Annotated in this window: 9 protein-coding genes and 8 pseudogenes; 11 read left to right on the top strand and 6 right to left on the bottom strand. The window is 59.6% G+C overall.

The genetic code is table 11. The features are described 5' to 3' along the window. Nucleotides 1–366: 366 nt before the first annotated feature. Nucleotides 367–1,332, top strand: a complete 966-nt coding sequence (locus V5279_RS06960; protein WP_338696066.1) for an IS481 family transposase — start codon at nucleotides 367–369, stop codon at nucleotides 1,330–1,332. Between the two features lie 1,165 nt (nucleotides 1,333–2,497). Here V5279_RS06960 and V5279_RS06955 read toward each other — a convergent pair. Next, nucleotides 2,498–3,088: a hypothetical protein gene (locus tag V5279_RS06955; protein ID WP_338696064.1), complete on the bottom strand. Its 591-nt coding sequence runs from the start codon at nucleotides 3,086–3,088 to the stop codon at nucleotides 2,498–2,500. Nucleotides 3,089–3,509: 421 nt separating this feature from the next. Here V5279_RS06955 and V5279_RS06950 point away from each other — a divergent pair, with 421 nt between their 5' ends. Continuing rightward, a complete protein-coding gene (locus tag V5279_RS06950) occupies nucleotides 3,510–4,475 on the top strand; it encodes an IS481 family transposase (RefSeq protein WP_338696062.1) in 966 nt (321 codons plus the stop codon). Between the two features lie 137 nt (nucleotides 4,476–4,612). Here the strand turns inward: V5279_RS06950 and V5279_RS06945 are convergent. The 3 genes and pseudogenes from V5279_RS06945 to V5279_RS46980 all read right to left on the bottom strand — a co-directional run. Continuing rightward, nucleotides 4,613–5,775, bottom strand: a pseudogene (locus V5279_RS06945) (IS701 family transposase); the annotation flags it as partial. Further along, a pseudogene (locus V5279_RS06940) lies at nucleotides 5,708–6,459 on the bottom strand (IS3 family transposase); the annotation flags it as partial. The pseudogenes V5279_RS06945 and V5279_RS06940, both read right to left, overlap by 68 nt. Continuing rightward, the gene (locus tag V5279_RS46980; RefSeq protein ID WP_414645694.1) at nucleotides 6,447–6,737 is read right to left on the bottom strand and encodes a transposase; all 291 of its coding nucleotides are present in this window, start codon (nucleotides 6,735–6,737) and stop codon (nucleotides 6,447–6,449) included. The gene V5279_RS46980 and the pseudogene V5279_RS06940, both read right to left, overlap by 13 nt. A gap of 966 nt (nucleotides 6,738–7,703) precedes the next feature. Between V5279_RS46980 and V5279_RS06935 the strand changes: the two genes are divergently transcribed. Continuing rightward, nucleotides 7,704–9,035, top strand: a complete 1,332-nt coding sequence (locus V5279_RS06935; RefSeq protein ID WP_338696060.1) for an MFS transporter — start codon at nucleotides 7,704–7,706, stop codon at nucleotides 9,033–9,035. Nucleotides 9,036–9,802: 767 nt separating this feature from the next. Here V5279_RS06935 and V5279_RS06930 read toward each other — a convergent pair. Then, a complete protein-coding gene (locus tag V5279_RS06930) occupies nucleotides 9,803–12,904 on the bottom strand; it encodes an efflux RND transporter permease subunit (RefSeq protein ID WP_338696058.1) in 3,102 nt (1,033 codons plus the stop codon). A 1,013-nt stretch (nucleotides 12,905–13,917) separates the two neighbouring features. Here V5279_RS06930 and V5279_RS06925 point away from each other — a divergent pair. The 5 genes and pseudogenes from V5279_RS06925 to V5279_RS06905 all read left to right on the top strand — a co-directional run. Beyond that, nucleotides 13,918–14,043, top strand: a pseudogene (locus V5279_RS06925) (hypothetical protein); the annotation flags it as partial. Continuing rightward, a pseudogene (locus V5279_RS06920) lies at nucleotides 14,040–14,234 on the top strand (hypothetical protein); the annotation flags it as partial. The pseudogenes V5279_RS06925 and V5279_RS06920, both read left to right, overlap by 4 nt. Nucleotides 14,235–14,525: 291 nt before the next feature. Continuing rightward, nucleotides 14,526–15,290: an anthranilate synthase component I family protein gene (locus tag V5279_RS06915; protein WP_338696056.1), complete on the top strand. Its 765-nt coding sequence runs from the start codon at nucleotides 14,526–14,528 to the stop codon at nucleotides 15,288–15,290. Continuing rightward, a pseudogene (locus V5279_RS06910) lies at nucleotides 15,287–15,872 on the top strand (anthranilate synthase component II). Before V5279_RS06915 ends, V5279_RS06910 begins: the two are co-directional and overlap by 4 nt. A 567-nt stretch (nucleotides 15,873–16,439) precedes the next feature. Continuing rightward, nucleotides 16,440–17,607, top strand: a pseudogene (locus V5279_RS06905) (IS3 family transposase). Nucleotides 17,608–17,789: 182 nt separating this feature from the next. On the opposite strand, the gene V5279_RS06900 reads toward V5279_RS06905, so the two are convergent. Further along, nucleotides 17,790–17,948: a hypothetical protein gene (locus V5279_RS06900; RefSeq protein WP_173643937.1), complete on the bottom strand. Its 159-nt coding sequence runs from the start codon at nucleotides 17,946–17,948 to the stop codon at nucleotides 17,790–17,792. Between the two features lie 347 nt (nucleotides 17,949–18,295). Here V5279_RS06900 and V5279_RS06895 point away from each other — a divergent pair. The 3 genes and pseudogenes from V5279_RS06895 (at nucleotide 18,296) to istB (ending at nucleotide 21,915) form a co-directional block, all read left to right on the top strand. Then, nucleotides 18,296–19,322, top strand: a pseudogene (locus tag V5279_RS06895) (IS5 family transposase). 208 nt (nucleotides 19,323–19,530) lie between these two features. Beyond that, a pseudogene (gene istA, locus V5279_RS06890) lies at nucleotides 19,531–21,055 on the top strand (IS21 family transposase). Further along, nucleotides 21,052–21,915: an IS21-like element helper ATPase IstB gene (gene istB, locus V5279_RS06885; RefSeq protein ID WP_338696054.1), complete on the top strand. Its 864-nt coding sequence runs from the start codon at nucleotides 21,052–21,054 to the stop codon at nucleotides 21,913–21,915. The pseudogene istA and the gene istB overlap by 4 nt, the downstream one beginning before the upstream one ends. Nucleotides 21,916–21,970 lie beyond the last annotated feature (55 nt).

Genomic DNA, 21,970 nt, shown 5'->3' with positions numbered 1-21,970 from the left:
CTAATCGGCGTCGATCGGTACTAAGGAGCTGCTCATGGGCACGGAGCTCCGTGAGCGCTGGTGCCTGGCCAAGCCCTTTGCGATGCCGGCGCCTTTAAGGAGCGTCTTCGATACGTTAGACGATGAGCTCAATATTGAAGATTGCAGCGGTGGGAGCGCTTTTGCTTGGAGAAGCGCTTTCGATAATCGCGGAGTTGATTGCCTCAAAGCAGTTTGGAAAGGCAGGCGGCGGGCATCTGACAGCGCTCCTGCCGATGTTCCTGCTGATATCCCTCGGCGGTATCCTACTCGTCTGCGGATACGCACTAGGTGTTTAGTCCCGGGCTTTGATGGTGCATTCTTGTCGCACGATTCGAAGGATGCGCTATGGGACAAGTTTTACACGGCTGCGCCACCACGACGGAGGCAGTCCGTCGAGCAATACAAAATAGTCAAGAGAGCCTGAGAGCACTCGCCAAGGGCTACGGGATCAACCAGAAGACTGTCGCGAAGTGGAAGCAGCGCGAGACCGTCGCCGATCGTTCGACAGGCCCCAAGGAAGCCAACTCGACCGTGCTTTCCATCGAGGAGGAGGCGATCATTGTTGCTTTCCGGCGGCATACGCTATTGCCGCTCGACGATTGCCTCTATGCGCTTCAGCCGACCATCCCACATCTGACGCGATCATCCCTGCATCGCTGTCTCCAGCGCCACGGCATCAGTCGATTGCCGGAGGTCGAAGGCAGTAAGCCTCCGAAGAAAAAGTTCAAGGCTTATCCGATCGGCTATTTCCACATCGACATTGCTGAGCTCCAGACCGCTGAAGGCAAGCTCTATCTCTACGTCGCCATCGATCGCACCAGCAAGTTCGCCTTCGTACAACTGGTCAGGAAGACGGGAAGGACCTCCGCCTCCGCCTTCCTCGAAGCTCTGATCGCGGCTGTGCCCTACAAGATCCATACGGTTCTCACCGACAATGGGATCCAGTTCACCTTCTTGCCGCGCTACGCGGACGGCCCGACGGCAAGATACGTGACACATATGTTCGATATGCGCTGCCAAGAGAATGGCATCGAACATCGGCTGACCAAGATCAAGCATCCCTGGACCAATGGGCAGGTCGAGCGCATGAACCGCACGATCAAGGAAGCGACCGTCCAACGCTATCATTACGATCGACACGATCAGCTCGAAGCACACCTTGCTGACTTCATTAACGCATACAACTACGCTCGGCCGCTGAAGACCCTGAAGGGCCTCACGCCCTACGAATATATCTGCAAAGCCTGGACTTCCCAGCCAGAACGATTCAAACTCAATCCGCTCCAGCAAATGCCGGGACTAAAAGCCTAGGCTACATGCATCTGAAGAATATTTGGATAATCATCTCCATCTCGGTGGGAGCGAGTTTAAGTGGTGGAACCGAGTCTCACGCTTCTGCTCTTTCGAGATGTGCCGACGGCTGGTTCGCTGATCGGGCTGGTGCTTGGCGCGCTTGGTACGCTCGCAGCGCTATTCCTATGACCGTATTCTGAGAAGGCGTAAGATGGGCGGCAGTTCAGCGTGAGGCAACTTTGAAAACGTTGCGCAAGATAGGTTTTGCTCAATTCGAACGCGAGAAAGAAAATATGTTTTAACGGACGTTCTGCATCTAGTTGGGACTGGCGCATGATCGTTGGCTCCGCTCCTCTGCAGCAGCAGACTTGCGTGTCATTCCCAAAGAGCGGGGCTTATGCGGCAGCCAAAGGTCTCTCAATCGATATATCTCGGGTCGTTTTCCCTCACCACAACAATTCAGTCCGATCTAAGAGACTGTAAGCGGCAAAGAGACTGAAAGAGACCTCGTCTGGTGGAGTGGGTGGGTTACCCTTACGCTTCAAGCACATTACTAACGGCTGGCAAAACAGGATGAGACACTTATGCCATGGAACCACGCCGCCTGAACGGCCTCAGTTTGCCGCTTACCGCTGGGCTTCGCTGCGCATAAAGACGATCGCCCACTGGACGCCGCCGTGTCGGCTATTGGCGCCTCCATATTTGCTCGCGCGGGTGGGCTCCGGATCGACTAAAAAAGCTGTTCCGCCGTTGCCGGGAGAGCCCGCAAGTGCGCTTGAGCAACAGCAGCCCGATCATGAAGTGCGTCGCGAAATCCGGCCAACATTCTCGCGATAAGCGGCACGACTCGCTGTCGATCCAATCCCATCGATCTGGCCGGCGAGCAGAACCAATTCGCGCTTTGCTGATCCGGTCCAGCCTGGCCCAGAACAGATCGCCTGATCCCATCGTTGGGTACATCTTCGGCGCATCCCTCCTCGGACGTGGATAGGGAGACATGCTTCATCCGCGAAGGGCGTTTGGAAAGCGGAATTGCGAGGTTCTGAGGCTCAAAGCCTCAGACCCTCGCATTCTCAAAGCAGCCTGCAACAAGAATTGCCGCTCTAACCCGGTTGCTTAGCTCTGGCGACCATGTAACAGGCAGGACGCTAGCCACGGGCTGGTTCAGTCATCGTCTGCAATCTCACCCTTGCCGCGTAAGTCTGACGAACCCTCCTTCGATTAATTCGGCTTTGTGCAGCTTGCCGTCGAGCGCGATGGTTGTTGGGTGGTTAGGGGTAGGCATGTAACCCGCCTCGCGCAGCTTCTCGATCAGGGCCAGCGGGGCCCACTGCTCCGGCAGCGGGACGTTGCGACGGCAGGTCTCCCGGAAGAATGCTCCGAAATCTGGTACGCCCTGCGGCCCCTCGCCCATCCTCTGGTCCTCCGGAGGATTGTGGATGAGACGAGTGCCGCTGGTCGGGTCCAGCGTGGCCGTATAGCGGTGACCCCGGATCTCGTAGGACATCGTCGGCTGGTCCGCGTCCGGCAAAAGACCGTGGTGGGACAGTCTCTCGATCATTCGTTGCGGGGCGGGTTGAGAACCATGGGAAAATCTCTCGGGAACCGCCCATGAGACATCATATGTTTCCTCAGGGGCAGCCGATGATGGCCCCGCCTCGTTCGTCCTTGCTTCATCTAGGAACTGACGAAGGTAATCTTCATCCTCTTGATTCCAGGCGTACTCCTCTGGGGACCTTGACGGCCCGGCACCGCCGATTCGGTTGAAGTCCATGCTGCTCTCCTTGTTGCCTTTGGGAACATGGTCTCTTGCAGGTCCGCCCAATGGATAGCTCAGCGTCAGCAGTTCCTTCGGCGAGAGACCCGATTGCTATGGTAGGAGAGTCGGCTGTCCAGAAGCTGACGAGCTGCCAGGAAAGCAGCTATGTCAACTCGCATGCTGTGGCCTGCCGCACCTAGGCACTGACGCTGATATCCGTCATATCGGATGTAGGAGAGGCGGCGGCTCTGCCGCGTTCGCGAGGTTCTCCCTCGACTTCGCTTGTCTGGCCTCGAGCCGCTTCATATTATCGATGATGGCTTTGATCTTCCCGCCGGCTTTGATGGCAGGCAACAGCTTTCCAAAGTTCCACACTCGATTGTTTAGTCCCAAGCTTTGATGGTGCATTCTTATCGCACGATTCGAAGGATGCGCTATGGGACAAGTTTTACACGGCTGCGCCACCACGACGGAGGCAATCCGTCGAGCAATACAAGATAGTCAAGAGAGCCTGAGAGCGCTCGCCAGGCGCTACGGGATCAACCAAAAGACCGTCGCGAAGTGGAAGGGGCGCGAGACAGTCGCCGATCTCCCGACAGGCCCAACGGAAGCCAAATCGACCGTGCTTTCCATCGAGGAGGAGGCGATCATTGTTGCTTTCCGGCGGCATACGCTATTGCCGCTCGACGATTGCCTCTATGCGCTTCAGCCGACCATCCCACATCTGACGCGATCATCCCTGCATCGCTGTCTCCAGCGCCACGGCATCAGTCGATTGCCGGAGGTCGAAGGCAGTAAGCCTCCGAAGAAAAAGTTCGAGGCTTATCCGATCGGCTATTTCCACATCGACATTGCTGAGCTCCAGACCGCTGAAGGCAAGCTCTATCTCTACGTCGCCATCGATCGCACCAGCAAGTTCGCCTTCGTGCAACTGGTCAGGAAGACGGGAAGGACCTCCGCCTCCGCCTTCCTCGAAGCTCTGATCGCGGCTGTGCCCTACAAGATCCATACGGTTCTCACCGACAATGGGATCCAGTTCACCTTCTTGCCGCGCTACGCGGACGGCCCGACGGCAAGATACGTGACACATATGTTCGATATGCGCTGCCAAGAGAATGGCATCGAACATCGGCTGACCAAGATCAAGCATCCCTGGACCAATGGGCAGGTCGAGCGCATGAACCGCACGATCAAGGAAGCGACCGTCCAACGCTATCATTACGATCGACACGATCAGCTCGAAGCACACCTTGCTGACTTCATTAACGCATACAACTACGCTCGGCCGCTGAAGACCCTGAAGGGCCTCACGCCCTACGAATATATCTGCAAAGCCTGGACTTCCCAGCCAGAACGATTCAAACTCAATCCGCTCCAGCAAATGCCGGGACTAAACACCTAGTCTTACTGCGTCATAAGCGTAGGCGACGATTGACGTTTTGCTGTCGGCGTCGGCAACACGGGCATCGTTGCAAGGTCTTGATGATCGCGTCGGCCAGCCGCCTGCGCATGGTTGCGATCGAATTTGGAATGTGACGCTCAGGCCGCAATGGCGGATCCTCTGGGTCTGTAACCGTCGGGAACGGCAAGTTGCGAGAAGAGAGCGGTGCAGCGAGGTGCTGAGGGGGGAATCGTCTCTCGTTCGGAGATCAGGAATCCGTAGGCTGCGATGCAGAGCGTTGCGTGATGATGGAGGCCGCGCCAGCCGCGCCCCCTCAAAGTGCCCGAGCCCGACCTCCTGCTTCAGCTCCTGATAATCGCGCTCGATGCGCCAGCGCAGTTTGGCCAGATCGACAAGACGGGCGAAGCCAATATTCTCCGGCAGAGTTGAGAGCCAGTATTTTGTCGGCTCCTGTTCTCCCTTCGGCCATTCGATCAACAGCCATTCTTCCGGCCAAGGTTCGCTGCGGTTGAAGTCGCGATGGGCAATGCGAATGCGCAGCCGCGCAAAACGCGACTTGAGGATCACATTGCTTCCCTCGCGCCAAGTGATCGTCCGCCACGCCTTGGCCGGAAGGCTAAGGCAAAATCCTTGACCTTGACCGGTTGGTGCTTGGCATCACGGCGTAGCTGTTTGGTCGGCCGGCCGCGGCCCCGGACGTAAGGTTTGGGCGGCAAAGGCCCGGTGCGGGGCGCCCACACGGTGGTGTTCGACAGGATGCCAGCGACGTAGGGCAGCCCCAGCGCCGTGACGGCTGTGCGCAGATCGATGTGCGCGCCATAGCCCGCATCCATCAGCACGACGCGCGCGGCAAGCCCGCCGCACAGGCCGCGCGGATCTGATCGAGCGCGATCTCCGGCTTGGTCTGAAAGCCGATCTTCTCGGGCACGCCTGCCTTCTGGCGGCGGGCAGTGTCAGAGGCCCAGCTCTCCGGCAAATACAAGCGATAGGCCACCGGCAGGCTCGCATGAGCATTGGCCAGCGACAGCGACACCGCGACCTGGCAATTGTCCTGCTTGCCGAGCTGGCCGCAATACTGCCGGGCCACGCCCACCGAATGCGTGCCCTTCTTGGGAAAGCCCGTGTCGTCGAAGATCCAGGCCTCGATCGGCCCATGCCGCTCGATCGCCGGCAGAACCATCTGGCGAACTTTGGCCAGCACCCGCTCGTCCGACCAGCGCCCCTCACCGACAACCTGCCTTGGCCTCGCGGCCGTCGGCATAGCCCTTGAGATAGATGTCCTCATGCTTGAGCGACCGCCAGCCGCTCGATGAAGACGTTGTCCATCCAACGACCGCGGCCATCCATGGAGATCTTGATCCCTGCGCCCGCCAACGCGCCGGTGAAGGCCGCGCTGGTGAACTGGCTGCCTTGGTCGGTATTGAAAATCTCCGGCCTGCCGTACTTCGCCAGCGCCTCTTCCAGAGCCGCCACGCAGAACGAGACGTCGATCGTGTTCGATAATCGCCACGCCAGAACCGCACGGCTCGCCCAGTCGATGATGGCGACGAGATAAAGAAAAGCCACGGCCGATGGGCAGATACGTGATGTCGGCGGCCCACACCTGGTTCGGCCGGTCGATCGTCATGTTGCGCAGCAGATAAGGATAGATCTTGTGGCCCGGCGCCGGCTTCGTCGTGTTCGGCTTCGGTCCCAGCGCCGCGATGCCCATCTTGCGCATCAACCGCTGCACGCGCTTGCGATTGACCTGAAGCCCCTCAGCCTTCAGCATTGCGGTCATTCGCCGCGAGCCCAGGAACGGCCAGGCGATGAACAGCTCGTCGATCCGCCGCATCAGGGCAAGGTCGTTGTCGTTGGCCGGCCGGGGCGGCCGGTAGACCCTGGAGCGCGCGATGCCAAGCAACAGGCATTGCCAACGGATCGACAGCGCCTTGTCGGCGCGATCGAGCATTCCTCGACGGTCCGGCGTGCTCATCTTCCGGACCTCCGCGCTAAAAAATCGCGCTCGGCCGTCAGTTGTCCAATCTTGGCGTGCAGCTTCTCGATCTCGCGTTCGCGCGTTTCCTCGCTCTCGCGCCCGACACCCGCATCAAAGGCCCGCGCCGCCTGGTCCAGCAGTTGCTTCTTCCAGGCATAGATCTGGTTCGGGTGAACCTCATAGCGCTGGGCCAGATCGGCCACCGTCGCCTGCTCCCGCACGGCTTCCAGCGCAATCTTTGCCTTCAGTGCCGCGTCGATCTTGCGTCTCGTCTTCGTCGTCATCATGCCCTCCGTCTATCAAACGGAGCGGCCCTTTTCCAACTAACCTCTGGTCCCAAAATCGGGGTCCATTTCAGCGAACCGACTTTTGATTGCAGGCGTGCTTTGCCATCGAGCTTCGAGCGTGTGCGCACGCAGATGCGTGAGCGGAGCGCGACCGCTATTGGTTACAGAGGCCGCACGCCTTTGCGGCCAAAACCTGACGGCAGCGTCGCAATATGAAAGGAAGGCTATAATCCTAGGACGACATTGATGAATCCAATCCACCCACAGATGCGCGTCGCCATCGCTGATGCCTTTGACTCCACTTTTCGGGGCTCAATTCTGGCGCATCACGCTTGTCATTTGCGGCCAGCTGAGCTGCGGCTCGCCATGACCGGATATCACCGCCTGATGCCTGCGGCGGCCGGCGCGATGTCGGCCGTTTTCAAGGTGCCATCAACAATGCAAGCTCCCATTACGTTTGATCGCACGAAGATCTTATTCTGCAGGGAACAATCTCGACAAAGCATGCAGTTTCGCGCAACTACCACGCGGTGGAGCAAAGAGCCGGGCCAATCGCCTGACACTTCCGCGCACGCGCAGCCAGCTGAACGCAGCATGCACGCATGGCGGCCCTTCTGTGTGAAAGCAGGCCTTCTGTTCGGTGGCTGCCAATGTTGTCGCAAACCCGCCATCGCGCAGGACCACAACGACTGCCCGCGCCCGATGGCTGCACCGGTTTCCTTTATTCATTTTTGCGGGCGATTGCCGCGATCAGTGCAAGGCTTGAATCGGGCTGCACGAAGCAGGCATCTTTATTGCAGGCGTTACGATGGGCTTCGTCGTGACATGCTACATCCACATCTGGGAAATCGGCGCGCGACCCGGCCGCCTCAAGATAGACGGCGTGTAGGTTAGATGGAGAGCAACGCGCGCAACCTGGCTGGCCGAAGCCTTCGGCCAGATCGCGACCGAGATGGATCGGGGATGGCCAGTCAATTCGCTCCGGAGCATCGAAAGCCGATTCTCGTTGCGCCGGACGAAAGCCTGACCGGCAGCGTCGTGTTGGGCGCAACGATCGGCAATATTCTCGAATTTTACGACTTCGGGACCTATACCTTTTTCGCAATCCAGATAGGTCAGGCGTTCTTCCCGGCGAGCGACCCGTTTGCCAGCCTCATGCTGTCGCTCGGGACGTTTGGCGCGGGTTTTGTAACCAGACCGATAGGGGCCATCGTGCTCGGCTCGTACTCGGATCGGGTCGGGCGCCGGCCCGCGATGACTGCCAGCTTTGCCATGATGAGCGCCGCGATCCTCGCGTTAGCTGTTACGCCATCGTACGAGACGATAGGAATTGGCGCTCCGTTGCTGGCCATTTTCGCACGTTTGGTGCAGGGCTTCGCTCTGGGAGGTGAGGTCGGTCCGACTACTGCCTATTTGATGGAAGCGGCCCCGGCCGAAGCCCGCGGTCTTGCTGTCTCGTTTCAGCCTGCCAGCCAACAGATAGCTGCAACCGCCGGAGCGCTGGTTGGAGAAATACTCTCCCTCGCGATGACAAGTGAGGCACTGGACGCGTACGGTTGGCGGATCGCGTTCTTGCTCGGCGCCGGCACGCTGCCGTTCGGACTTTGGCTGCGGAGCGCCCTGCCGGAGACATTACACCGCCCGGAAGCTTCGGCTCCCGTCGTCGAGAGTGCGAAGAGATTGCGTGCCGTCCGCCGTATGATGAGCTTGGGACTCGTCATTTTGGCCAGTTGCACAATTTTTACCTACATCACGGAATATATGACCACCTATGCGCTGAATACCTTGCAAGTTTCTGCGCCTCTCGCCTTCGGCACCACGCTCGTCAGCAATGCAGTAGGAATTGGCGCCGCACTGCTGGGCGGTTGGCTCGCGGATCGTGCCGGACGCCGGCACATCATGATATGGCCGCAGGTCACCGCGCTGCTGATGACCTATCCGGTATTCTGGTGGATCGTAGAGAGCCGCAGTGCCATCGCACTTCTCGGAGGCCTCGGCGCGCTCACCTTCATCGGAACGGTCCCGTATAGCGCCTTCTATGTGAGCATGGCCGAAGGTTTGCCCAAGAACATCCGCGGCGGCGCCTTCGCGACGATTTACGCTTTTGCGATAGCGATCTTCGGTGGCACAGCTCAACCCATCGTCACCTGGTTGATCCACGTTACCGGGAACGCACTGGCTCCCGCCTGGTACATGCTTGTCGCTAGCGCGGCCGGATTCTGTGCCATGCTGATGATGCCCGAGACGGCACCGCCGAGAATTCAGAGCGCTGCGCATAAGCGAAGCCCGTCGTAGCGCTGGACAACGTGATCACGGGTCCCTTCCGCTCATACCGCGCTCCCCGTCAAGTCTTTGGGGAAGAAAGTAGATCGGCCCGAGAGATAGGAATTGTCTTGATGAAGCATTCGATTTTTGCAGGAGGGGCCGGTGTTGGGGCCGCGCCTTCTTGTTGGGGTCGGGTAGCCTTTCGAGTTTTTCGCTTTTTCCTACTGGATGGTCATCGGCATTGGAACAAGCGATGGGCAATCCGCGTGATGATCGCTGCAACGCGGCGGGTTTCTTGCTGCGCAGCGCTAGAGGCCCCTTGCTAGCCAGAATAAGCTGCCTGTGCCCGACCAGTATCGAATCCATAGCTATGTTAATGAGATAGGCTTCAGACGCCCAGCCAGTTCCGACCCGCTCGCCTACGGGACGCAGACTGCAGCAAACCAGCGCTCGTCTGTTCTGCCGGCAAGACAAGCCCGAGCAAATCATTCCCTTCCAGAGCCAATGAAACAAGGCGGCACCACCACTGTTCGTCATCGGGAGTGCATGAATTCTCCCAGACAGGCAAGCATGCGAGTTGCGCTGCCGTGGATGTCCGGCAATTCACTCTGGCAGAGGCCAATAGCTACCGCCCCTTTCTGATCGGTCGGCAACAATACCGAGCCTGTCGGAGCAGAGAATGACGCGGACCGCGCCACCAATTGTAGCCAACCAGCGCGATCAAGTCACCGCGGTCGGCGATCAGCGCCCCCTGCTTTAGCACCAATTCAGCGAAGCTCAATTGATTGTGAGCGTCATCACTTGGCCAAGTGGGCATCAACAGCCCCGGCGTGTTCCAACTCAGCGGTGTTCTTGACGTGGACAGCATTCGCACCGGCGCGGTGATCGGACGCAATCGCGACATAGAGCGCCGGTAGCACGAAGAGCGTGAACAACGTTCCGATGGACATGCCCGCGACGAGCACGAGCCCAATCGAGAAGCGGCTCGCGGCGCCAGCGCCCGTTGCGGTCAACAAAGGTAAGAGACCAGTGACCATCGCCGCCGTGGTCATCAAGATCGGACGAAGTCGAACGCGCGCCGCCATCTCGATAGCCGAGCGGCGGTCGAGCCTCTCCTTGAGCTGCAGCTCATTGGCAAACTCAACCATTAAGATACCGTGCTTGGAAATCAGCCCGACCAGTGTCAACAGCCCAACCTGAGTGTAGATGTTCATCGTCGACAAGCCAAAGAATAGCGGGATCAAGGCCCCGACGACCGCCATCGGAACGCTGATCATGACGATGAGGGGATCGCGCAGGCTTTCGAACTGCGCCGCAAGCACCAGAAAAATGATGATGAGTGCAAACGCAAAGGTGATGGCGAGTTGATTACCCTCGCGCACATATTGGCGAGCGTCGGCAAGGAAGTCGTGGCTAAAGCCTGCGGGCAGCATCTTTGCCTCCTCGTCCAGGTAGTCCACAGCCTGACCGATCGTGACACCAGGCATCGGTACAGCCTGGAAGGTCGCGGAGTTGAGCTGGTTGTAGTGGGTGAGCGTGTTCGGATCGGTCGCAGTCTCGATGGAAACCACGGTCGACAGCGGCAGCATCGAGCCTCTCGCAGTCTTCACATAATAGCTTCCAAGTGATTCCGGCGTCAGGCGGTTTTCGCGCGCCAGTTGCGGGATCACCTGGTAGGAGCGCCCCTGCAAGTTGAAGCGGTTCACGTAGTTGCCGCCGAGCAGGGTCGCAAGCGCGCCACCGACGTTCTCCATGGTGATGCCGAGATCGCTTGCCTTGGATCGATCCACCTTGATTTGCACCACGGGCTGATTGAACTCAAGGTCAGAGTCACTGACCGCGAACAGACCGCTCTTGCGCGCGGCATCCTTCAGCTTCAACATCTGCTCATAGACGGACTGGAAACCTAGGGTCGAACTGATCACCATTTGCACCGGCAGGCCGCCCGAACCGCCCGGAAGAGGCGGCAAACCAAAGGCAAATGCGTTGATGCCTTCGATTTTGGACAGCTCGGCCTGAACGGACCACTTGAGCGCGATCGATGATCTCTTACGCTCGTCCCAAGGCTTTAGCAACATGCCGGCCATGCCGCCCTGCGGCCCGCTGCTGCCGTTGAGCACGAAGCGCAAATCGGTCTCGGGAAACTTCTGGAACGTTTTGTCGAGCTTGGCGCCGTAATAATCGAAGTAATCGATATTGGCGTATTTCGGCGCTTTAGTCAGCGCGAATATGATGCCCTGATCCTCCTCAGGTGCAAGTTCCTTGGACGTATGCATGTAGAGAAAGCCCGCAAGGCCCAGCATGGTCAGCGCAAACAGCCCGGTAATCGGACCATAGTCGAGCGAGCGGTCGAGGTTGCGACCGTACCAGCGGGTCGTGGCGCCGAACGCGCGGTTCACAACCCTTGCAAACCGCCCCTCCTCAGAGTTCTTCAGGAAGACCGAACACATCATCGGCGACAGCGTCAACGCAATTGCGCCCGACACGATGACCGAGCCCGCCAGCGTGAACGCAAATTCGCGGAACAGCGCGCCAGTGAGGCCGCCGATAAAGCCGATTGGCGCGTACACGGCGGCCAGCGTGATCGTCATGGAGACGACGGGACCGACGATTTCGCGCGCCCCCTGGGTCGCGGCCAGCGCGGGCGGCGCACCTTGTTCCAGATGGCGATGAATATTCTCCACGACGACGATTGCATCGTCGACCACGAGACCAATCGCAAGCACCATCGCGAGAAGGGTCAGAAGATTGAATGAAAACCCCAGCGCCAGCATCATGCTGCAGACGCCAACAAGCGACAGCGGAATGGTAACTACGGGAATGATGACCGACCGAAACGAAGCCAGGAACAGGAAGATCACGACCACCACGATCAAGACGGCCTCGACCAGCGTCTTCTCCACCTCATCGATCGATGATTGAATGAACTTCGTGGAGTCGTAGGCCACTTTCATCTTCAGCGAAGGCGGCAAGTTGCGCTCCATGTCTGGAAATAGCGTCCGTACGCCTCGTACGATGTTCAGTGGATTGCCTTGAGGGCTCGCCTGCACGCCGATGAAGACCGCGTGCTCGCCGTTCATGGAGACACTGGCGTCTGCGGTCTGCGCGGCAAGCTCGACCGTCGCAATGTCCTCCATGCGCACAAATCCGCCGTCATTGGCCTTGACGATCATGCGCTTGAAGTCATCGACACCGCGCAGATCAGTGTTGGCTGTGATGTCGGAGATGGTGAGATAGCCCTTGACCTGACCGGCCGCGGCCTGGAAGTTGTTGGCGGCAATTGCAGCCGAAGCGTCCGCCGGCGACACGCCATGCCCGGTCATTTTCACAGGATCGAGCCATAGCCGCATCGCAAAACTCTGGCCGCCCAGGATGTCCGCCGCTGCGACCCCCTCTACGGTCGACATAACCGGCTGCACCACGCGTGAAAGATAGTCGGAGATCGCGCTGGCCGTCAGTTCCTCGCTGGAGAAAGCGATATACATGACAGCCGTGGTCTGACCGGCTGACTTGGTGACGACCGGATCGTTTGATTCCTTCGGAATTTGAGACTTGACCGAGTTGACCTTGGAGAGCACTTCGGTAAGCGCCTCGTTGGGATCAAAATTGAGCTTGATGTAGACCTGGATCGTCGAGCTACCGAGCACCGATGAGGACGTGATGTAGTCGACGCCCTCGGCGGACGCCACTGCCTGCTCCAGGGGGGCCGTGATGAACCCCTGGATCATGTCGGCGGAGGCACCCGGGTAGGAGGTTGTGATATTGACGACCGTGTTTGACAGCTTCGGATACTGCCGGATCGGCAGAACGGCGGCCGCGCGAAGGCCGATCAATAGGATCAGCAGACTGATGACGACTGATAACACGGGACGTTTGAGGAAAAGATCGGCAAATGCCATCGAGGCTCTCGCATTCAGGAGGGTGACGCAAATTCGCTGGCACTGGCAAGTCGCGCTCCAGTTACGGTCATCAGCGCGCTGACAGTGGCAAAGACCCGAGAAGGAAGCGGAATCGGCTGCTCTAACGGCTAGTTCCTAGGCAGAGGATCCGATCCTCCACTTCTTCATCACCATTCCTTGGATGAATCTTTGCCCTTTTGATTGCTGATCGCAAGTATGGACACACCTCTTCAGGATAAAGACCCATGTCATTCTGTGCGCAATCGGCCCGAGGTCCGACTCAGAATACGGAAGCGGGCTCACGCATTTCCATTCCGCTTCATCCTCACGCCTCAAGCAACGCCTTGCAGCAAGCGGATCAGTCGGCACTAACGGCTTCCGCGCCACTATCGAATGATCCAGCGGCGACGTCGAAAGTACAAACAACTCGACGAGTGACTCAACTCTACAAAGGCAAGCGCGCGATATAGAATGGGTTGCCAAACCTATACCAAGGTTTGTCGGCGCCTTACGCTGGCTTGAGCCGCGCGAGACTTGCGACGCGCCCCCGGGGCCAAGATGGACCGGCGCACAAATGGATTCTAGAGATACCCATGTTGGTCGCCGTGACGTCGGGCGGTTCCGGGTCGATGCGAACCTCGTCAATCTCCGGCGAATATGGGGTCGCCCGCTTGCAGGCGATAACGCTCGGGCACGATGCGACCGGATGGAAGACGGCAAAGGCGGGCGACACGCACAGCGTCGGTCCTGCTTCGAGGTATCAAGAAGCGATCCGGTGCGTGCGGCCACTTCGGAACTGCGGTTTGCCGCTGACTACGAATTGTCAGCAGATGTCTATTTCGCTGGAACGTCGGGGTTGAGCCAAGTTGATCGACGCCCCCGACGAGCTAGTCGCAGCTAAGCATGATGATGATCAGCCTCGAGGCTTTGTACGTGTTGGACGGAAATTGCGCTTGTTCGCGCCAGGACAACGATCAGAGCCGGCTTTACGGCCTGCCGATCATCGGTAACCGATAGCCCTATGCACGTCCGCGAGTTGCAGTGGATCGAGCCTGTCAAGGCGATGCCTTGCGCAGCGCCCGCAGCTTACCTTTCTCGATAGCGCGGCAGGGCATGAACTTCTCGGGCGGTACTCATATTTGACCTGCGAACCGTTTGGCACCTATTTGGTCGCCGATGGACAGGCAAGCTGGAATGCAGAGGCCGTTGCGGGCGATCCAAGTCCTGCCGAAGCCTTCTCGCCAGATACCGAGCAGCACATCGCCCCGATCTCCCGCCGTTCCAGGGTGGCGCCGCCGGCTTCCTTGCTTACGACATGAACCGGACACTGGAGCGACTGCCGGCCCGTCCCTTCCCGGCCTCCGCTTACCTCAATCAATTCTACATTTCGATGACGTGGTGGTCAGTTTCGATCAGCGCGACCAGAGGTGCTGGATCGTCTCTACGGGATGGCCGGAGTAGGAGCCCGCTCGACGAAACGAGCGTGCGCGTCGTCGCGCTGATGAGTTTGCAGCACTGCTTGCCAGGCCAGGGTTACCTCGACTCACAACCCCTAGCAGGGCGGGCCCGTGGCATTCGAACTTTAGCCGCGAAGGCTTCATGTCGGCGGTCCAACGGCGTCATGGAGTTGATTCTGGCCGGGCATATCTTTCAGGCGAACATCGCGCAATGTTTCAGTGCCACGGTGGCGCCGCTATTCGATCCACTGACCTTCTATTGCCAGCTCCGCTCATCGAACCCGGCCCCGTTTGGAGCGCTCTTGCGCTACGGAAAGCTAACGATCGCATCGAGCTCTCCGGAACGATTTCTGAAACTTGACGGACAGCAGGTCGAAACACGCCCCATCAAGGGGACAATCGCGCGTTCCGCCGACGGCGAGGAAGATCGGCGCCGCGCCAAAGTGCTCCTTGCGTCCGAAAAGGATCGCGCCGAGAACGTCATGATGGTCGACCTGCTGCGCAACGATCTGTCACGCGTCTGTACAGACAATTCGGGCGATGTCATGGCACTGTGCAACAGTGCATCACCTCGTCTCGTCAGCGGCACTCTGGCTGCGGGCCAAGACGCGGTTAGCCTGCTTCGCGCCTGCTTTCCGGGCGGCTCCGTGACTGGTGTTCCAAAGGTGCGATCGATAGAAATCATTGCGGACCTCGAGAAAGTGGCGCGAGAGGTCTATTGCGGGGCGATCGGCTTCGTTGGATTCAGTGGACAGATTGACACGAACATTGCGATTCGTACTGTGACGATCGACGGCGACCTGACTATGTTTCATGCAGGGGGCGGAATAACGGCGATGTCAACTCCTGAAGCCGAATATGAGAAGACGCTTGCCAAGGCACAGCGCCTCTTTGATGCTTTTGATTCCGAGATACCCGGTGCATCTTGATTTTCATCATCGATAATTACGATTCCTTCGTATTCAATATTGCACGTTATCTTCGCATGCTGGGTGCAGAGACAGAAGTCGTCCGAAATGACGCGATCAGCATCACCGATCTCGTTGCGCTCAAGCCGCGCGCAATCATCATTTCTCCCTGCCCCCGCACGCCAATGGAAGCCGGCATTTCCACTGCCGTCGTCCGCGAGCTTTCGGGGCGCGTCGCCATTCTTGGCATCTGTCTTGGACACCAGTGTATCGGCAGCGTTTTCGGAGGGCGCGTGGTCCGTGCCCGTTGTCCCACGCACGGGCGAGCCTCACCAATAACGCATGACGGTCGGGGATTGTTCAAGCAGCTTCAGTCTCCACTTCCTGCCGGACGCTACCACTCTCTGGCGGTCGAATTCGATGAGTCCGACGCGCCGCAGCTCATGGTGACAGCTCGTTCAAGTGAAGGCGAGATCATGGCTCTAGCACACCGGCATCAACCAACCTATCGTGCAGTTTCACCCTGAGTCAGTACTTACTCAAGAAGTTCACACGTTGTTGCTTATAAATTTTTTGCAACTGGCAGCGAGTTTCCGAGCGTGACATCGGAAGTCACGCGCGCGGTAGCTTGGCCCGCGGCAGATCATGGCACACTGCGCACTTGATCTCGCTTGCCTAACGTTGTGCGGTAAGCACCGACCAGTCGAAGATGTAACGAGAAAGCGCGAAAGAGCTCAATTGGCACGATGCGTACGCAATTTTTTCTTTTCGTTCGGTCTAAATTGAATTACTTGGGGTGCACAATACGTGGACCTCTTCGCATTGCCTCCATTCGATGAACAGGCGGACTATCCTACAGCCTGGTCTCAAAAATGCTTATTCGAGATCCGCCAAGAAGTTGGCGGTGCCTTGCGGTAGCCTTCACTACCGCTGCCCTAGTCTTACTGAGTCAGAAAGCCGCAGAGCTTTGGCGCGGGTTCTCGCGTAGCGTGAGATGATTCGTTTTTCGGCATGCGAGAGCTGAGATGAATCTTCAAGAGCAGAACAGCGAGGCGCGGTTTTCGGCGTATATGTTGAAGAACTTGTGAGCGTGATCGTGAAATGGACCCCGATTTTGGGACCAGAGGTTAGTTGGAAAAGGGCCGCTCCGTTTGATAGACGGAGGGCATGATGACGACGAAGACGAGACGCAAGATCGACGCGGCACTGAAGGCAAAGATTGCGCTGGAAGCCGTGCGGGAGCAGGCGACGGTGGCCGATCTGGCCCAGCGCTATGAGGTTCACCCGAACCAGATCTATGCCTGGAAGAAGCAACTGCTGGACCAGGCGGCGCGGGCCTTTGATGCGGGTGTCGGGCGCGAGAGCGAGGAAACGCGCGAACGCGAGATCGAGAAGCTGCACGCCAAGATTGGACAACTGACGGCCGAGCGCGATTTTTTAGCGCGGAGGTCCGGAAGATGAGCACGCCGGACCGTCGAGGAATGCTCGATCGCGCCGACAAGGCGCTGTCGATCCGTTGGCAATGCCTGTTGCTTGGCATCGCGCGCTCCGGGGTCTACCGGCCGCCCCGGCCGGCCAACGACAACGACCTTGCCCTGATGCGGCGGATCGACGAGCTGTTCATCGCCTGGCCGTTCCTGGGCTCGCGGCGAATGACCGCAATGCTGAAGGCTGAGGGGCTTCAGGTCAATCGCAAGCGCGTGCAGCGGTTGATGCGCAAGATGGGCATCGCGGCGCTGGGACCGAAGCCGAACACGACGAAGCCGGCGCCGGGCCACAAGATCTATCCTTATCTGCTGCGCAACATGACGATCGACCGGCCGAACCAGGTGTGGGCCGCCGACATCACGTATCTGCCCATCGGCCGTGGCTTTTCTTTATCTCGTCGCCATCATCGACTGGGCGAGCCGTGCGGTTCTGGCGTGGCGATTATCGAACACGATCGACGTCTCGTTCTGCGTGGCGGCTCTGGAAGAGGCGCTGGCGAAGTACGGCAGGCCGGAGATTTTCAATACCGACCAAGGCAGCCAGTTCACCAGCGCGGCCTTCACCGGCGCGTTGGCGGGCGCAGGGATCAAGATCTCCATGGATGGCCGCGGTCGTTGGATGGACAACGTCTTCATCGAGCGGCTGTGGCGGTCGCTCAAGCATGAGGAACATCTATCTCAAGGGCTATGCCGACGGCCGCGAGGCCAAGGCAGGGATCGCGAGCTGGATCGCCTTCTACAACGATCGTCGCCTTCATCAGGCGCTCGGCTATCGCACGCCGATGGCGGTCTGGCGCGAACGGATGCAGGCCGCGAAGGCTGTGGAATGGTGGACAACGCTGACGCGTTGACCACATGCCCATAGCAACAGCAGCAGACAGTGTCTCTGGCAGCGTGATAGGAAGTAATCAGGAGCGGTCAGTTTCCAACTAACAAACCGGCTCAAGCGGCCCCGCTCCGTGGGTCCATTTCATTACTTCGTTGGCCGCAGGATCGTGGGCGACAACTGACAAAGTGATCGTCGCCGCCGAAATCAATTACCGTTCCGCCGAGAGAAGCCAATTTGTACTTCAATACGGCGACTAGCCTGCGAGCGTCCATCATCCTGAGGAGCAACTTGCCATTTAGGCAGGGCAGGACGTTTTAGCGAACGATCGGCATCGAGTTCGCGATGCGCGATCGCCTGCTGCATCGCATGCATATCCTTCAGACCGGCCGCGTTGGTTGCCGCCCGCGCGAACAAGAAACGAGGGTCCGGCACCCGACCTGATCGGAGTAAAATAGGATGTCCTGCTGGGCGGGTCGCATGCAGGTTCCGCATCGCCACTTTGCGAAGCATTTCGCATCCGCTGCGGTTTGGTGGCGTCGCCCCGCTGCGGACGCCGCGCTGCTTGCAATTCCTTGCGCCGGGACCTGAAAGGATCAGACGAATGATAGCACACCTCATGGCGTTACAAGACCTAACAGGCTGTTGAAGAAGTCGGTAGCGAAGCGTTTCGTATCGTGATTCTCTGGGACCAGGATTTAACCGGGGGCGCGATGCGGGGAAGTGACGACCGGACCGGCTCGCTTTTCAGTTTTGTGGGCCTGGAGGCTCGGGTTCGCGTCGACCATCCGCTACGGGTGATCCGGGACTTGGCAAATGCGGCGCTGGGTGACCTTTCTGGGAGTTCGGCAAGCTCTGTACGGACTTCGGTCGCCCCTCGATCGTACCGAAGAAGTTGCTTCGGGCGATGCTCCTCCAGGCGTTTTACGGCGTTCGCTCGGAACGGCATCTGATGGAACGCATGGAGTTCGATCTTCTGTTCCGCTGGTTTGTTGGGCTTGGAGTGGACTATGTGGTTTGGCACCATTCGACCTTCTCGAAGAACCGCGACCGGCTGCTTGAGGGCGAGATTGCGGCCAAGTTCCTGAACGCGCTTTTGGCGCAGCCGAAGGTCAAGCGCCTGCTATCGAGCGATCACTTCTCGGTGGATGGTACGCTGATCGAAGCCTGGGCCTCGATCAAGAGCTTCCGGAAGAAGGATGGCAGCGACAAAGACGAGGATGGTCCGGGACGCAATGCCGAGCGCGGCTTTACAAGAAGGGTGACGGCCAGCCGGCCAAGCTGAGCTATATGGGCCATGCGCTGATGGAGAACCGCAATGGTTTAGCGGTTTTGGGCGGAGTGAGCCAAGCGACAGGCACCGCCGAACGAGAGATTGCACTTGCCATGATCGACAGGCGCGGGTGCGCGAAGCGGATCACTCTGGGGGCAGACAAGGCCTATGATGTCACGCAGTTCGTCCACGACCTGAGGGATAGATCGGTTACTCCGCACATCGCGATTGATGGACATCTGAGTAAAACCGGCAAGCGGCGCAAGACGGCGATCGACGCACGTACCACATGTCACAGCGACTACGGCATCAGCCAGCGTTGCCGCAAACGCATCGAAGAAGTCTTCCGGCCTGGCTTGGCCAAGGTCAAGCGGCGAGGTCGCGACCGGGTGGATGCCGTCTTTGTCCTTGCGCTTGCGGCCTACAATCTGATCCGGCTGCCCAAGCTTCTGGCGGCACCGGCATGAGCATTCGGGGCAGGTGGCTGCGCGGCGGCGATCAGGGTGAGACTCCAGCGACAATCAAGGTGAGACTGCGTCGATGGGGACGGACCGAAGGGAGGGCGCAGCCCGACCGGAGGACCGTCCCCATCGGCGTCGCGTTTTTGGACCCGTCGGCGGCCGGGTGCGGCTGGTGCAAGCTGTTGATTCGTCTCGACAAGAGGGAATCGATGCCTTGCCTGGCCTCCACATCACCGACCACCAGATGAGGCTGTACATGACCTACCGACTGACGCTGTCCCCCGAGGCCGCCGCGGCCAAGGCGGGGTTCTCGAAGGCAAGCGCGGATCGAATCGAGGGCGATTGTCGCCCGCCATCGCAGAAGAAGACGCCGAGGGGCCGGCGCCGGTCCGATCCGCTCGGGCAGTATTGGGACGCCGAGATCGTTCCGATCCTGAAGGCTGCGCCCGGCATCCGCGTGATCGGCGGCTGGACGAGCTGCGCCGACGGCATCATGACTTGAACCCGAACATCCGCCGCACGCTGGAGCGGCGCATCAACGCCTGGCGGGCGCTCAACGGTCCCGAACAGGACGTGATCTTCCGCCAGCAGCACGAGCCCGGCCGCCTGGTCTGTCCGACTTCACCGACGTGAGCGCGCTCGGTATTACCATCGCGGGTGAGCCGCTCGATCACCGGCTCTATCACTTCCGGTTGGCGTTCTCCGGCTTCGAGCATGCCCATGTCGTGCTCGGCGGCGAAAGCTTCGTCGCCCTGGCGGTGGGCTTGCAGAACGCGCTGTGGGCGCTTGGCGGCGTGCCGCGGGAGCATCGCAGCGACAGCCTGTCGGCAGCATTCCGCAATCTGGCCGCCGACGCACTGGAGGATCTGACGCAGCGCTACGCCGGGCTGATGGGCCACTATGGCATGGCGCCAACGCGCAACAATGCGGGCATCGTACATGAGAACGGCTCGATCGAGAGCGCGCACGGCCATCTCAAGCGGGCACTGGAAGATGCGCTGTTGCTGCGGGGGACGCGCGACGCGCGACTTCGCCAGTCTCGATGCGTACCGGGCTTTTGTCGACGAGATTGTCGGCCGGCGCAACGCCAACCTCGCCAAGCCGATCGCGCTCGAGAAGGAGGCCTTGGCGCCGCTGCCAAAAGGCCGCACGACCGACTTCGAGGAGAAAGTGATCCCGGTGACGTCGTCAGGCGGCTTCATCCTGCGGCGCGTGTTCTACACCGTGCCTTCAAGATTGATCGGCCATCGCCTGCGTGTGCGCATCTTCGACGACCGGCTCGAATGCTTCCTTGGCGTCACGCCGGTCGTGACGCTGCGGCGCGGTCGGCCTATGTCCGAGAGCCAGGGCGGTCATGTTGTGGATTACCGGCACGTCATCCATGCCCTGCGGCGCAAGCCGATGGCGCTCCTCAATCTCGTTTATCGCGACCAACTCTTCCCGCGTGCAGCTTACAAACGTCTGTTCGAGACCTTGCGGGAGCATGGTGATGACCGGCGCGCCTGCAAGGTGACGGTCGAGCTTCTGGCGCTGGCTCACGAGCGCGCCTGCGAAGCAGAACTCGCCGAGGTGATCGCGATGGATCTGGACGCGATCTTGCCGCGCTGCGCGGCCGCTTCCGACCCGAGGCGGCCTCGATCCCGCGTGTCGCCGTCCAGCTGGTGCCGCTCGACGTCTACGATGAACTCGCCTCCGTCAGCGTCATGTCGGGCCGCTCGAACCTGGGAGAGGCAGCATGACCGGTATCGCTACCTCCGTCGATGCCGCCCGTGTCGAGCTGCTTCTCAATGAGCTCCGCCTGCCGGGCGTCAAGGCGATCTGGCCGAAGCTCGCCGCACAGTCGGACAAGGAAGGGCGGCCTGCCGCCCGCTTCCTCGCCGCCCTTGCCGAGCACGAGGCGGCTGATCGCACCCGCCGTCGGATCGAGCGACACATGGTGGAAGCGCGTTTGCCCGCCGGCAAGACGCTCGCCACCTTCGACTTCGAAAGCGTGCCGATGCTATCAAAGGCACAGGCGATGGCGCTCGCCGCTGGCGACGCCTGGTTGAAGGCCGGCGCCAATTTGCTCTTGTTCGGTCCACCGGGCGGCGGCAAGACCCATCTCGGCACGGCGATCGGCCTGGCTCTCGTCGAGAACGGTTGGCGCGTTCTCTTCGCGCGCACCACCGATCTGGTGCAACGGCTGCAGGTCGCGCGGCGCGAGCTGGCGCTGGAGTCCGCGATCGCCAAACTCGATCGCTATGACCTCCTGATCCTCGACGACATCACATATGTGAGCAAGGATCAGCCGGAAACCAGTGTGCTGTTCGAGTTGATCGCCGCCCGCTACGAACGACGCTCGCTGCTGATCACGGCCAATCAGCCATTTGGCGAATGGGGGCGTATCTTTCCGGACCAGGCAATGACGTTGGCTGCCATCGATCGTTTGGTCCACCACGCCACGATCCTCGAGATGAACGTCGAAAGTTACCGTCGAAAAGTTGCCCTCGATCGCAGACGCGGTCCAGGCCGGCCGCCTGTTCACACTACCCCCAACGAACTCGACGGCGGCCAGCGTCAATTATCTCCTGACTCGGCCGCCTCGTCTCATCTTGATTGACGCGCCGCTCTCATCCGGATTGTCGCGTTATAGGTGGCGGATCGTCGAGACACCG

Origin of the sequence: Bradyrhizobium sp. 26S5 (assembly GCF_036923295.1) — a bacterium.
Taxonomy (GTDB): domain Bacteria; phylum Pseudomonadota; class Alphaproteobacteria; order Rhizobiales; family Xanthobacteraceae; genus Bradyrhizobium; species Bradyrhizobium septentrionale.
Note: the sequence above shows the minus strand (reverse complement) of the source record. Positions and strands in the feature narration are given on the sequence as shown.